This window comes from Rhizobacter sp. P5_C2 (assembly GCF_054049715.1).
Window position 1 is genome coordinate 67,523 of sequence record NZ_JBFULV010000023.1, and the last position, 12,120, is coordinate 79,642.

Consider the following 12,120-nt stretch of genomic DNA (forward strand, 5'->3'; position numbering starts at 1 on the left):
GCCGCGGGCTGCAGTCGACAGCCCCGACACCAGGAGACAACACGATGCAAGCCACCCTCCGCGCCACCGCGCTGGCCGCGACCCTGTGCCTGAGCGCGCTCGGCGCCCAGGCCGTCACGCTGAAGATCTCGTGCGGCGCCGTCGGGCTCGAGTTCCAGCTCTGCAAGGAAGAGTCCGACGCCTGGGCGCAGAAGACCGGCAACGAGGTGCAGGTCATCAACGCGCCCAATGACTCGAACGAGCGCCTCGCGCTGTACCAGCAGATCCTCGGCAGCGGCTCCGACAAGATCGACATCTACCAGATCGACGTCGTCTGGCCCGGCCTGCTCGCCAGCCACCTGATCGACCTGAAGCCCTACACCAAGGGCGCCGAGAAAGAGCACTTCCCGGCCATCGTCGCGAACAACACCGTCGGCGACAAGCTGGTCGCGATGCCGTGGTTCACCGACGCCGGCCTGCTGTTCTACCGCAAAGACCTGCTCGAGAAGTACAAGGTCACACCGCCCACCACCTGGGACGCGCTGGCCGCCGCCGCCAAGAAGATCCAGGACGGCGAACGCGCCGCCGGCAACCCGAAGATGTGGGGCTTCGTCTGGCAGGGCCGCGCCTACGAAGGCCTGAGCTGCAACGCAACCGAATGGCTCGCGAGCTTCGGCGGCGGTGCGATCGTCGAGACCAACGGCAAGGTCTCGGTCAACAACGCCAACGCGATCAAGGCGCTGCAGACCGCCGCCAGTTGGGTCGGCACCATCACGCCGAAGGCGGTGCTCAATTACGCCGAGGAAGACAGCCGTGGCGTGTTCCAGTCGGGCAACGCGGTGTTCCTGCGCAACTGGCCCTACGTCTGGGCGCTCGCGCACAAGCCCGACAGCCAGATCGCCGGCAAGGTCGGCGTGATGCCGCTGCCCGCCGGCGGCACGGGAGGCCGCAGCGCCGCGACCCTCGGCGGCTGGCAGCTCTCGGTCTCGAAGTACTCGAAGAACCAGGCCGTCGCCGCCGACCTGGTGAACTACCTCGTCAGCGCCGCGGTGCAGAAAGACCGCGCGATCAAGGCTTCGTACAACCCGACGCTGCCGGCCCTCTACAAGGACGCCGGCGTGATGAAGGCCAACCCCTTCATGGCCGAACTCGGCAGCACCTTCGCCGCCGCGGTGAGCCGCCCGTCGACGGTGACGGCCGCGCAGTACAACCAGGTCAGCAACCTGTTCTGGAACGCGGCGCACGACGTGCTCTCCGGCAAGACCAAGGCGCCGCAGGCGGTGGCCGACCTCGACAAGCAACTCAACAAGCTCGCCCCCGCCGACAAATGGAACTGAAGGGCACCGGCCTGCAGCGCGCGCGGCGCGTGCAGGCCTGGTGGCTGGTGCTGCCGACCCTTGCCGTGCTGGCGGCGGTGGCCGGCTGGCCGCTCGCGCGCACGATCTTCTTCAGCCTGACCGATGCGAAGCTGTCGGCGCTCGGCACGCAACGCTTCGTCGGACTCGACAACTACCTCGGCCAGCGCTTCGGCGAAGGCGGCGTGCTGTTCGATCCCGAATGGTGGGCCTCGGTCGGCAACACGCTGCTGTTCACCGTGAGTTCGGTGCTGCTCGAAACGCTGCTGGGCCTGGGCATCGCGCTGCTGCTGAACCACCCGTCGCGGCTGCGCACGCTGCTGCGCGCCGCGGTGCTGGTGCCGTGGGCGATCCCGACCGTGGTGTCGGCCAAGATGTGGACCTGGATGCTGCACGACCAGTTCGGCATCATCAACACCGCGCTGGTGGCCGCGGGCCTCGTCGACGAGCCGCTCGCGTGGACGGCCGATCCGTCGCTCTCGTTCGTCACGATCGTGATGGTCGACGTCTGGAAGACCACGCCCTTCATGGCGCTGCTGACGCTGGCCGCGCTGCAGATGGTGCCGCGCGACTGCCACGAGGCGGCGCAGATCGACGGCGCATCGCCCTGGACGATCTTCACACACATCACGCTGCCGCTGATCCTGCCGGCGATGCTGGTCGCGATGGTGTTCCGCAGCCTCGACGCGCTGCGCGTGTTCGACGTGATCTACGTGATGACCTCCAACAGCCGCGCGACCCGCAGCATGTCGGTCTACGTGCGCGAGCAGCTGATCGATTTCCAGAAGATCGGCGCGGGCTCGGCAGCGGCCACGCTGCTGTTCGCGACCATCGCGGTCGTGACGCTCGCGTGGCTGCTGGCGACGCGCTCGCGCATGCGGGAGCTCGATTGATGCGCTCGCGGCAATCCCCCATCGCCACCACGCTGCGCCGCGGCGCTTCGCTGCTGGTCGTCTTCGTCTCGCTGTTCCCGCTCACGTACGCGATCGCCACCTCGTTCAAGCAGGGCAGCGACCTGTTCAGCGCGCAGTTCTGGCCGAGCCGCGCCGTCATCGGCAACTACGTGTCGCTGTTCCGCGACCAGCCCTTCGGCACCAACCTGCTGAACTCCACGCTGGTGGCCGGCGTGGTCGTCGCGCTGTCGCTGGGGCTCGCGCTGCTGTCGGCCTGGGCGCTCGGGCGGGTGCGGTTTCGCGGCCGGCAGGCGCTGATGCTGACCATCCTCGGCGTCTCGATGTTCCCGCACGTCGCGGTGCTGGCCGGGCTGTTCGAGCTGGTCAGCGCGCTCGGCCTGTACGACAGCCTGGCGGCGCTGATGCTGTCGGACCTGCTGTTCACGCTGCCCTTCACCGTGTGGGTGCTGACCACCTTCATGCGCGACCTGCCGAAGGAGATCGAAGAGGCCGCGCTGATGGACGGCGCCGGTGTCTTCACGATGATCTTCCGCGTCTTCCTGCCGATGCTGTGGCCGGCGCTGGTGGCGACCGGGCTGCTGGCCTTCATCGGCGCGTGGAACGAGTTTTTGTTCGCGCTGAGCTTCACGCTGTCGTCGACCGAGCGCACGGTGCCGGTCGCGATCGCGCTGATCTCGGGCGCCAGCAGCTACGAGCTGCCGTGGGGCAACCTGATGGCGGCCTCCGTCATCGTCACGCTGCCGCTGATCGCATTGGTGCTGGCCTTCCAGCGCTACATCGTGTCCGGCCTCACGGCCGGCGCCGTCAAGGGATGAACAGGACCATGAACCAGCCCGGCCACAAACAGGACACCGATTGGTGGCGGCACGCCGTCGTCTACGAGGTCTACCCGCGCAGTTTCCAGGACAGCAACGGCGACGGCATCGGCGACCTCGACGGCATCACCGCGCGCCTGCCCTACCTGAAGGGCCTGGGCGTGGACGCGGTGTGGATCGCGCCGTTCTTCCGCAGCCCGATGTGCGACTTCGGCTACGACGTGTCGGACTACCTCGACGTCGACCCGATGTTCGGCACGATGCGCTCGTTCGAGACGCTGGTGGAGTGCGCGCATTCGCTGGGGCTGCGCGTGATGATCGACCTGGTGCTCAGCCACAGCTCCGACCGGCACCCGTGGTTCGCCGCGAGCCGCGCCGACCGCAGCAACCTGCAGGCCGACTGGTATGTGTGGGCCGACGCGAAGCCGGACGGCACGCCGCCGAACAACTGGCTGAGCATCTTCGGCGGCTCGGCCTGGCAATGGGACACGCGGCGCGAGCAGTACTACCTGCACAACTTCCTGTCCAGCCAGCCCGACCTGAACTTCCACACGCCGGCGGTGCAGGACGCGTTGCTCGAGGTGGCGCGCTTCTGGCTGGTGCGCGGTGTCGACGGCTTCCGGCTCGACACCGTCAACTTCTACACGCACGACCGCCAGCTGCGCAACAACCCGCCGCAGCCGCGGGGCCAGTTCGCGGGTGCGGCGCACCGCAGCAATCCGTATGCGTGGCAGCGCCACCTGCACGACAAGACGCAGCCGGAGAACCTGGTCTTCATCGAGCGGCTGCGTGCGTTGTGCGACGGATTCCCCGGTTCGGTGCTGCTCGGCGAGATCGGTGACGACGAGCAGTACAAGACGCTGGCCGAGTACACCGAGGGCGACAAGCGCCTGCAGATGGCCTACGTGTTCCGGCTGCTGGAGCGTGCGTGCTCGGCGCGGCACCTGGCCGGCGTGCTGGAGGAGTACCTGCGCGACGCGAGCCGCTCGCGGGTGTGCTGGTCGGTCGGCAACCACGACGTGGAGCGCGTCGCGTCGCGCTGGTCGGCCTGGGGCGCGACCGCGCGCCAGCGCGCCGAGCTGGCGGCGGCACTGCTGCTGTCGCTGCCCGGCGGCAAGTGCATCTACCAGGGCGAGGAGCTCGGGCTGACCGAGGTCGACGTGCCGTTCGAGCAACTGCGCGACCCGTTCGGCATCACGATGTGGCCGCAGAAGATGGGCCGCGACGGCTGCCGCACGCCGATGCCGTGGACGCGAGCACCCGGTGCCGGCTTCACGACCGGCACGCCGTGGCTGCCGATCGCCGACGAGCACCTGCCGCTGGCGGTGCGCGAGCAGGTCGGCGATGCGGGATCGCTGCATGCGTTCTACGTGGACTGGCTGGGCTGGCACCGCCGCGAGCGGCTGCTGCGTGATGGTGCGCTGCAGTTGCTGGCGCCGACCGACCAAGTGCTGGCCTTCGAGCGCGTGTCGGGGGGTGAATCGCTGATCTGCGTGTTCAACCTGTCGGGCGAGCCGGCGGACTATCGGATCGACCGCAACGCGGTGACGGTGGAGGGGCGATCGATCGGGGCCCTGCTGGAAGGTGGGGAGGTGCGGCTGGAGCGCTGCGGGATGCTGTTTGCGAGGGTGGGTGGCGGGCAGCCTGCCTAGTTGTTGCACGCACACCCACTCGGTGAGTTGCAGGTCAGGTTCACCGAATCGCCGGCACCGACGCCGACAACAGCAGACCGAGCACGCCCCAGCTCGCCGTCGCGCGCAACACCCGGCGAAGCGCGCTCATGGTTTGTCGGGATTCTTCGTCCCGTTCTTGCCAGTGTCCGGATTGGTGTTGCCCTTGCTCGACCAGTTGTCGTGCTTGGACTTGTTCGGGTTCGTTGCGCGATGCGGCGCGACGTAGGTGCCGCTCTTGGTGGTATGCCCCGCAACGTGGTGTGCGCCGCCCGAGCTGCTCGAACCTTTGTGTGAGCCCTTCGCGTCCACGACACCGGATGCGAAGGTGACGACCGCGATCAGGCCGATTGCAATTCCTCGCATGCTTGCCCCTTCGTCGACCGTCTGAACGCGGTGACGCTGGAAGGTAGACCTTGGATCTCCGCTCCGCCATCCACAAAGAGAAGGATGAAACGGCGGAATCAGATGCTGCCGAATGCGACTGGATAGCAAGTGGCGAGAGATCAGGCGGCGACCAGCGCCAGCAGTCACATCGCCGCGTAAGCTGGTGCGGTCTTTTTGGCGGGAACCTTCTTCGCCCCAACTGCCTTCTTGGAAGGAGCGGTCTTCTTCGCGGCAAGTACCTTCTTTGCTGGCGCAGCCTTCTTGGCTGCAGCCACTTTCTTGGCTGGCGCAGCCTTCTTCGCGGCCGGCGTCTTCTTGCCAGCGGCCGGTGGGGGGGCGACCTTCCCGGACAGGGCCTTCATGCCCGCTTCGATGTACCGGCGGATGAGGTCGTTCTTGCTGGTCCGAGTGAAATACGCCTCGTCGCGAAGCTTGTCGTCAACCGAGGGGCTGAGGTAGACGGTTCGAAGAACCAGATTCGAGGAAGCCATGGCGATTTCTACTCCTTGTGCGTATGGGTATACATGCGTATGGGCAGCGCCCCGGCAGTCTACTCCGGCCGATTCGTGTAGCGGCTGAGGATCAGATCCGACATCCCACCCAAGGACATCAGGCTGCCGTACCCAGGCCCGAGGAGGCTGGAGTGTGCGGGAGCATGCAGGCGCGGATACGTCCAAGGCTTCGAGAAGCTCAAGTCCGGCTCCATCCCATCCCGTAGGCTCTCCTGGTATTTCTTGTCGTTGCGCCTGGCCGCATCAAACCCTTCGATGAGATCGAGGAACCACCAGTTGTCGAAGCCGGAGGCATCGACAAGCATGGCCGGCCGCAGGTCCACGTCAACGCCGTCGCCGCGTCTCACAGTGACCTGCAGAGACCCCTCCCGGTCGGCCTTTACGCTCAAAGCACGCCCATCCACGAAAACCAGGCCAGTGGCGCTTGCCACCTCCTCCATCACCGTTCCCCACACGACGCCTCGGTTCAGGCGGTTGAAGAACTGCTCGCGACTCTCTTTGGAGAGCGTCCTCCAGGTCTCCTCGTCGCTGAAGAGGCGGTTCTCGAAGACGCTGTCGCCGCGCGTGAAGAAGGCAGCCTGGTTGGCGACCATCACGATTTCGTGATCCTTGAAGCCGTTTCTGCACAGCCAGGCCAAGATGGCAGCTGCGGTGCCGCCGGCCCCGACGATGACAATCTGCTCCGACGGGTAGCCCTTCCTCACCAGCTTGGGAACCTCCTTCAGCCGCCGCCAGAAGTCGTCGCCATCGAAGCGGCGATGACTCTTGCCCGTGATCGGCAAGTGCCGCGCCGGGCCTGGGCTGGTAACCACGACCCCATCGAACTCGATGGCGTGCGATGAGCGTCGACTTCCCGGCCTTCTGCTCACCACGACCCACTTGCCACGAGCAGGATGCAGCCTGGTCACTTCCTCAACGACAAGCGTCGCCGCCGACCGCCGGACCACCCACGTCAGGTAGCTTGCGAAATCACGGTGCATCGGCGGCCGCGCACCATGGTCCACCCAGCGGCTGTAGTCACGCGGACGCGACAGCAGGTAGCTCTGCCACGAGAACTGCGCATGCATCAACGAGTCGACTTGCTCGCCGCCCTTGGAGGCGTATGGAAAGCCGACGTCGCGTTCGGCGGGAGTGCACAGGCGCTGAATGCCGTCCGTGTAGCCCGACTTGCCGGTCCAGTGCGCGCCCACCTCTTGCCTCTCGAAGATGGTCACGTTGATCTCGTCGCCCTTGCGCGCTTGACGCAAGGCGAACGCCTTGGCAGCGAGAGCGGCCGCCTTCGCGCCGCCTCCGATGACGGCAATCTCCTTGCGCTGCCTTGATTCCGCCACGCTCCCCTCCCGAGACCTCGCTGGTCTCTGCGTTCAGATGCGGCGCAGTCTAGAAATCCAGCCCGATGCGGGTCAACCGGTCCATCTGTCCGGTTGACCACGCTCACTCATCACCACTCAGAGATGCATCTTCAACCCCACGAAGAACGTCCGCGGGCTCCCGAGGAAATAACGCCCCGACGTCAGCGGGCTCGACGTCGTCAGCTCCTGCCCCAACCCACCCAGGTAGTGCTCGTTGAACAGGTTGTCGACGTTGAAGGTCAGCTCGGCCTTCGCGATCGCGCCGAACAGGTTGTCGGGCAGCTTGTAGCCGGCCGACAGCCCGACCAGCGTGTACGCCGGCATGGTCTCGCGCGCATACGTCACGTTGCCGCTGGTGTCGCGCACGTCGAATGAACCCGCTGCCTCGCCGACGTACTTCACGTTGACCGCCGCGCGCCACAGGTCGGTGCGCCAGCTCGCCTCGGCGAACGCGCTGTGCCGCGCCACGCCCAGCACCGGATCGCCGCCGCGGATGTTCTCGAACGGCGTGTCCTCGGTGTAGTGCGCGTCGTTGTACTCGTAGTTCGCGTACAGCTCGAGCGCCCCGAACAGCGCGCGCCCCGTCACGTCGACGCCGCGCGAGCTGATGCCGCCCTGGTTCTGGAAGGTGGTCGTCGCGTCGCGCGAGAAGATGTCGCCGTTCGGGTTGCCGTTCTGGATCGAGATGCGGTCGCGGTAGTCGATGTCGTACAGCTGCACCGTCAGGCCCGCCGTGCGGCCGATCCAGCGCACGCCCAGGTCCTTGTTGATCGAGGTCTCGGGCTTGATGCCGTTCTTCGAATCGACCGCCGCCGTGCCCTCGAACACCGAATCCGGAATCGCGCTGAAGTTCTTCGAGCCGCTCGCGAACACCTCCCACTCATTGCCGATGCGGTACAGCGCCGCCACCTTCGGCAGCAGCTTGCTGTTCACGCTCAGCTCGCGCGTGCCGTTGAACTCCACCGGCGAGCGGTAGGTCTCGGTGAAGCTCTGGTACGTTGCGCCCAGGTCGAGTTCCATGCGGTCGTCGAGCAGGCTCATGCGGTCCTGCGCATACGCCATCGACGAGTGCGAGCGGTAGTTGCGGTCCTGCGTGATCGAGTACAGGCCGCTGTCGGCATAGTCCCCGCTGCGCGTCGGGTCGCTGGCCTGGTACCAGTTGCGCGTCTTCGTGCGGTCGATGTGCTCGTACCAGGCACCGACGCGCAGCGTGTGGATGTCGGCCAGCACCGTGCTGGCCTCGGCCAGCGTGCCGGTGCGGTCGGTCTCGTAGCCGCCGCGCCGCGTGCTCGCCTCGCGCGCGCCCCAGGCGCTCCGGTCGTTCATCGCATACGCCGCAGCGGCAGGGCAGCCGGCCGCCTTCAGCGTGGCCGCCGTCACGCCGGTCGGGAAAGCCACCGCCGGCAGCTTGACCAGCGAGCCGTCCGGGTTGCGCTGGTACTGGTTCGCGTAGCACTCCTGCACCGTGGCCACCGGCCCCTTGTCGGTCGCACCGACCGGGCTGTAGAGCTGGCCGTTCGCCGGCAGCTGCTTGTACGGCACGTAGAACCAGCCGTTGCCCTCCTGGTGGTGGTAGTACGGCTTCAGCGTCAGCGTGGTCAGCTCGTTCAGCTTCAGCGTGCCGTCGACGTGCGCGAACAACTCCTTGCTGTCGATGCCGCGCGTGCGGCGGTAGTTCTGGTCCTTCGCCGGGTCGCCGGTCCACTGGTCGGTCAGCCCGTCGGATTCCGGGTTCGTCTCGAAGTTGGACTTGTAGCCGGTGCTGCGCGCGCTCAGCGCGACCGCGTCGTAGTCGTTGCTCGACATGTCGTTGTAGCTGACGGTCGCGCGCAGGCTGGAGCCGCCGTCGAACTGCTGCAGCACGCGCAGGTCGAAGTGGTCGCGGCTGCTGCGGCCCGACTGGTCGCCGGGCCAGGTGTGGATGTAGTCGTGCGCGGCATCCACGTAAGCCGTCAGCCCTTGCGCGATCTCGCCGGTGTCGAAGCGCACGAAGCCGCGCCGGTAGCCGTAGTTGCCGGCCGACAGCTCGACGTCGACACCGCGCAGGCGCGCCGGGTCGCGGGTCTTGAAATCGATGAAGCCGCCCAGCGCCTGGTTCGACGGCGTGCCGATCTCGCCGGCCGTCTGCGACACGTTGACGCGCGACAGGTTCGACGGGTCGAGCAGCCGGATCGGCATCGAGCCGCCGTTCGACAGCGTCGAGCCGTTCGGGATGCCGTCGATCGACAAACCGATCTGCTCCTTCGTCATGCCGCGCATCGACAGCCGCGTCGAGAAGCTGCCGCCCACCGCATCGCCCGAGCCGACCTGCAGGCCGGGCACGCGCGACAGCAGCTTCAGCGGGTCCAGCCCCTGCGGCTGCTCCTGGATCGCGCGCTGGTCGATCACGGTGTTGGCGCGCGCCTCGCCCTTGCCGAGGGAGGCGCCGATGATCATCTGCGTCGGCAGCTGCTGCGGCTCGGCTGCGGCCTTCTCGGTCTTCTCTGCCTCCGGCGCCGCCGGTTCGGCCGCCGTCTGCGCCATCGCCGGGCACGCGGCCGCCAGCACCGCCGCCGCGATCATCGAGAGTCGAACGCTCGGGAAACTTGCCATGGAATACCTCTTCTGAACGGTTGATACAGATTTCGTCAGCCAGGCGGTCATTGTGTTAGTGGTACGTACCACTAGTCAATCCGGCGCCGGAACGGTCGGCATCTTGTCAGGCATGTGTGACAGTTTTGGGACTGCTTTTGACCAGAGAACTTGACTTGTGGTACGTACCACGACTAGGATTTCGGAGAAATTCAGAGAGGAAACCCACGATGCCCGCCACCAGGCCCCCTGCCCCGCCGGCCGACAGCGCCGCCGCGCCGCGTTACCGCTGGCTGGCCTACGAGCTGCTGCAGACCATCGAGCGCGGCAGCTTCGCCGACAACCAGGCGCTGCCGTCCGAGCGCGAGCTGGCCGAGACCTACGAAGTGAGCCGCGACACCGTCCGCAAGGCGGTGCGCTACCTGGAGGAGCGCGGCGTGCTGTACAGCGACCACGGCCGCGGCACCTTCGTCGAGCCGTCGATCGTGCGCAACATGTCGCGCTTCCTCGACAGCTTCTCGGTCGACACCGCGGCGCGCGGCGGCCTGCCGGGCCAGAAGGTGCTGGCGATCGAGCCGGCCGCGGCGTCGATGGCGGTCGCCGGGCTGCTGGGCCTGCGCCCGGGTGAAGCCCTGCTGCGCATCAAGCGCACGCGGCTGATCAACGGCCAGCCGGTCGGCCTGCAGGATGCCTTGCTGCCAGCGAGCATTGGCCAGGGCATCGACCGCGCGGCGCTGGAGGCCGCAGGCTCCTTGTACCGGCTGCTGCAGGAAAAAGGCATCGTGCCGGCCGAGGCGATCGAGAACCTGACCGCCGCCGCCGCCGACAGCGAAGACGCCGAGCTGCTCGGCGTGCCGCGCGGCACGCCGCTGCTGGTGTGCGAGCGTGTCACGCTCTCCGAGCGCCGCGAGCCGATCGAGTACTGCCTGATGAAGTACGTGCCGAGCTACCGCTACAGCACGCGCATCAACCGGCACAGCAACGCGCTCTGAGCCTCAGGATGCCCGCCTTGCCGATGCCCGCCACCAGGTGGCGCCGCGTGATCGCCGGCCTGGCCGTCGCCGCAGCGCTGTTGCTGCTCGCGCAGTGGCGGCCCGGTGTCGCACGGCCGGTGGCGGGCCAGGCAGCGCCCACCCGCGTCGCGCTGTTCGTCAACGGCACGCTCGGCGACCAGAGCTTCTACGACGCCGCCGCGCGCGGGCTGCGCCAGGCGCACGACACGCTCGGCATCGACACCCGCGCGGTCGAAGGCGGCGGCGACCCGACGCGCTGGGAATCGGCCTTCGTCGACCTGGTCGATGGCGGCGATTTCGACGTCATCGTCACCGGCACCTTCACGATGACGCCGCTGGTGCAGAAGCTCGCGCCGCTCTACCCGAAGCTGCGCTTCATCGTGTTCGATGCGGCGGTCGACCGCGCGCAGTGCCGCTGCGACAACGTCTACTCGGTGCTGTTCCGCCAGAACGAGGGCGCCTACCTCGCCGGTTACCTCGCCACGCGGCTCGGCGCCACGGCCGGCGGCGCGGCACCCACCGTCGGCGTGGTCGGCGGCATGCAGATCCCGGTGATCGACGACTTCATCGTCGGCTTCACCGCCGGCGCGCAGGCGGCCGATCCGCGCACCCGCGTGCTGCGCCAGTACGTCAACTCCTTCACCGACCCGGCCACCGGCAAGGAGATCGCGAAGGCCTTGTATGCGCAGGGCGCCGGCACGGTGTTCCAGGCCGCCGGCGGTTCGGGCCAGGGCGTGATCGAGGCCGCCGCCGAGGCCGGCCGCTGGGCGATCGGTGTCGATGCCGACCAGTACCTGATGTATTCGCGCTCGAACCCGCAGCGCGCCGCCGCCATCGCGACCTCGGTGCTGAAGCAGGTCGACGTCGCGATCCTGCGCGCGCTGACGCTCGACCGCCGCCACGCGCTGCCCTACGGCCACACCGAATCGCTCGGGTTGGAGAGTCGCGGCATCGGCCTCGCGCGCAGCGCGCCGGTGCTCGCGAAGGCCTCGCCGGCGCTGCTGGCCGAGCTCGACCGCGTCGAACAGTCCATCGTCAGCGGGCAGGTGCGCGTGCCGTCGGCATTCAATTCGCCCGCGAGCGCACCATGAACAACACCGCGCCGCTTCTGCAGCTCGACGGCCTCGTCAGGCGCTACCCGAACGGCGTGCTCGCGGCCGACGGCGTCTCGTTCGAGGTGCAGCGCGGCGAGGTGCACGCACTGGTCGGCGAGAACGGCGCCGGCAAGTCGACCGTGATCAAGATGCTGTACGGGCTGGAGTCGCCCGACCAGGGCGTGCTGACGGTCGACGGCATCCCGCGCCGCTTCGCCTCGCCGCGCGATGCGATCGCCTGCGGCATCGGCCTGGTGCCGCAGCACCTGCAGCTGTTCGGCTCGCTGACGGTGGCCGAGAACGTCGTGCTCGGCGCCGAGCCGCTGCACCGCGGCCTGCTCGACCGGCAGGCCGCCCACCGCCGCGTACAGACGCTGGCCGCGCAGCATGGGCTGGAAGTCGACCCGCAGGCGCGCGTGGCCGGGCTGTCGGCCGGCGCGCAGCAGCGCGTCGAGATC

The 12,120-nt window shown here is 67.9% G+C and carries 11 protein-coding genes; 7 read left to right on the forward strand and 4 right to left on the reverse strand.

Features of this window, described 5'->3' with window-relative positions:
• The first annotated feature begins 44 nt into the window (after positions 1-44).
• Genes ACXJLU_RS11050 through ACXJLU_RS11065 form a run of 4 tightly spaced genes read left to right on the forward strand, consistent with a single transcriptional unit; the run spans position 45 to position 4,715 of the window.
• Entirely contained in the window at positions 45-1,316 is a 1,272-nt protein-coding gene (locus ACXJLU_RS11050; protein ID WP_457330761.1) for an ABC transporter substrate-binding protein, read from the forward strand.
• Complete coding sequence (locus ACXJLU_RS11055; RefSeq protein ID WP_457330763.1) at positions 1,307-2,227, forward strand: carbohydrate ABC transporter permease; 921 nt, start codon at positions 1,307-1,309, stop codon at positions 2,225-2,227. The genes ACXJLU_RS11050 and ACXJLU_RS11055 overlap by 10 nt, the downstream gene beginning before the upstream one ends.
• Positions 2,227-3,063 carry a carbohydrate ABC transporter permease gene (locus tag ACXJLU_RS11060; RefSeq protein WP_457330765.1) on the forward strand — a complete coding sequence of 279 codons (837 nt, stop codon included), beginning with the start codon at positions 2,227-2,229 and terminating at the stop codon, positions 3,061-3,063. The genes ACXJLU_RS11055 and ACXJLU_RS11060 overlap by 1 nt, the downstream gene beginning before the upstream one ends.
• Before the next feature lie 8 nt (positions 3,064-3,071).
• Positions 3,072-4,715, forward strand: a complete 1,644-nt coding sequence (locus ACXJLU_RS11065; protein WP_457330767.1) for an alpha-glucosidase — start codon at positions 3,072-3,074, stop codon at positions 4,713-4,715.
• 126 nt (positions 4,716-4,841) lie between these two features.
• Here the strand turns inward: ACXJLU_RS11065 and ACXJLU_RS11070 are convergent, their stop codons facing one another.
• From ACXJLU_RS11070 to ACXJLU_RS11085, 4 genes are all read right to left on the reverse strand, one after another.
• A complete protein-coding gene (locus tag ACXJLU_RS11070; RefSeq protein ID WP_457330769.1) occupies positions 4,842-5,099 on the reverse strand; it encodes a hypothetical protein in 258 nt (85 codons plus the stop codon).
• 164 nt (positions 5,100-5,263) lie between these two features.
• Positions 5,264-5,611, reverse strand: coding sequence for a hypothetical protein (locus ACXJLU_RS11075; protein WP_457330771.1), 348 nt, complete (start codon positions 5,609-5,611; stop codon positions 5,264-5,266).
• A 59-nt stretch (positions 5,612-5,670) separates the two neighbouring features.
• Positions 5,671-6,963 (reverse strand): SidA/IucD/PvdA family monooxygenase, encoded by a 1,293-nt coding sequence (locus ACXJLU_RS11080; RefSeq protein ID WP_457330773.1) that lies wholly within the window; start codon positions 6,961-6,963, stop codon positions 5,671-5,673.
• A gap of 117 nt (positions 6,964-7,080) precedes the next feature.
• Positions 7,081-9,576 carry a TonB-dependent receptor domain-containing protein gene (locus tag ACXJLU_RS11085; RefSeq protein WP_457330775.1) on the reverse strand — a complete coding sequence of 832 codons (2,496 nt, stop codon included), beginning with the start codon at positions 9,574-9,576 and terminating at the stop codon, positions 7,081-7,083.
• Positions 9,577-9,785: 209 nt separating this feature from the next.
• On the opposite strand from ACXJLU_RS11085, the gene ACXJLU_RS11090 reads away from it, so the two are divergent.
• From ACXJLU_RS11090 to ACXJLU_RS11100, 3 genes are all read left to right on the forward strand, one after another.
• Positions 9,786-10,547, forward strand: a complete 762-nt coding sequence (locus ACXJLU_RS11090; protein ID WP_457330777.1) for a GntR family transcriptional regulator — start codon at positions 9,786-9,788, stop codon at positions 10,545-10,547.
• 23 nt (positions 10,548-10,570) lie between these two features.
• Positions 10,571-11,659: a BMP family ABC transporter substrate-binding protein gene (locus tag ACXJLU_RS11095; RefSeq protein ID WP_457330779.1), complete on the forward strand. Its 1,089-nt coding sequence runs from the start codon at positions 10,571-10,573 to the stop codon at positions 11,657-11,659.
• Positions 11,656-12,120: ATP-binding cassette domain-containing protein (locus ACXJLU_RS11100; protein ID WP_457330781.1), on the forward strand; the 465-nt coding region annotated here is incomplete at its 3' end. The genes ACXJLU_RS11095 and ACXJLU_RS11100, both read left to right, overlap by 4 nt.

What these genes read in the sequence shown, in the direction of transcription:
- ACXJLU_RS11090 (WP_457330777.1), top strand. Translation starts at nt 9,786, where the DNA reads ATGCCCGCCACCAGGCCCCCTGCCCCGCCGGCCGACAGCGCCGCCGCG.
- ACXJLU_RS11095 (WP_457330779.1), top strand. Translation starts at nt 10,571, where the DNA reads ATGCCCGCCACCAGGTGGCGCCGCGTGATCGCCGGCCTGGCCGTCGCC.
- ACXJLU_RS11055 (WP_457330763.1), top strand. Translation starts at nt 1,307, where the DNA reads ATGGAACTGAAGGGCACCGGCCTGCAGCGCGCGCGGCGCGTGCAGGCC.
- ACXJLU_RS11050 (WP_457330761.1), top strand. Translation starts at nt 45, where the DNA reads ATGCAAGCCACCCTCCGCGCCACCGCGCTGGCCGCGACCCTGTGCCTG.
- ACXJLU_RS11070 (WP_457330769.1), bottom strand. Translation starts at nt 5,099, where the DNA reads ATGCGAGGAATTGCAATCGGCCTGATCGCGGTCGTCACCTTCGCATCC.
- ACXJLU_RS11060 (WP_457330765.1), top strand. Translation starts at nt 2,227, where the DNA reads ATGCGCTCGCGGCAATCCCCCATCGCCACCACGCTGCGCCGCGGCGCT.
- ACXJLU_RS11075 (WP_457330771.1), bottom strand. Translation starts at nt 5,611, where the DNA reads ATGGCTTCCTCGAATCTGGTTCTTCGAACCGTCTACCTCAGCCCCTCG.
- ACXJLU_RS11085 (WP_457330775.1), bottom strand. Translation starts at nt 9,576, where the DNA reads ATGGCAAGTTTCCCGAGCGTTCGACTCTCGATGATCGCGGCGGCGGTG.
- ACXJLU_RS11065 (WP_457330767.1), top strand. Translation starts at nt 3,072, where the DNA reads ATGAACCAGCCCGGCCACAAACAGGACACCGATTGGTGGCGGCACGCC.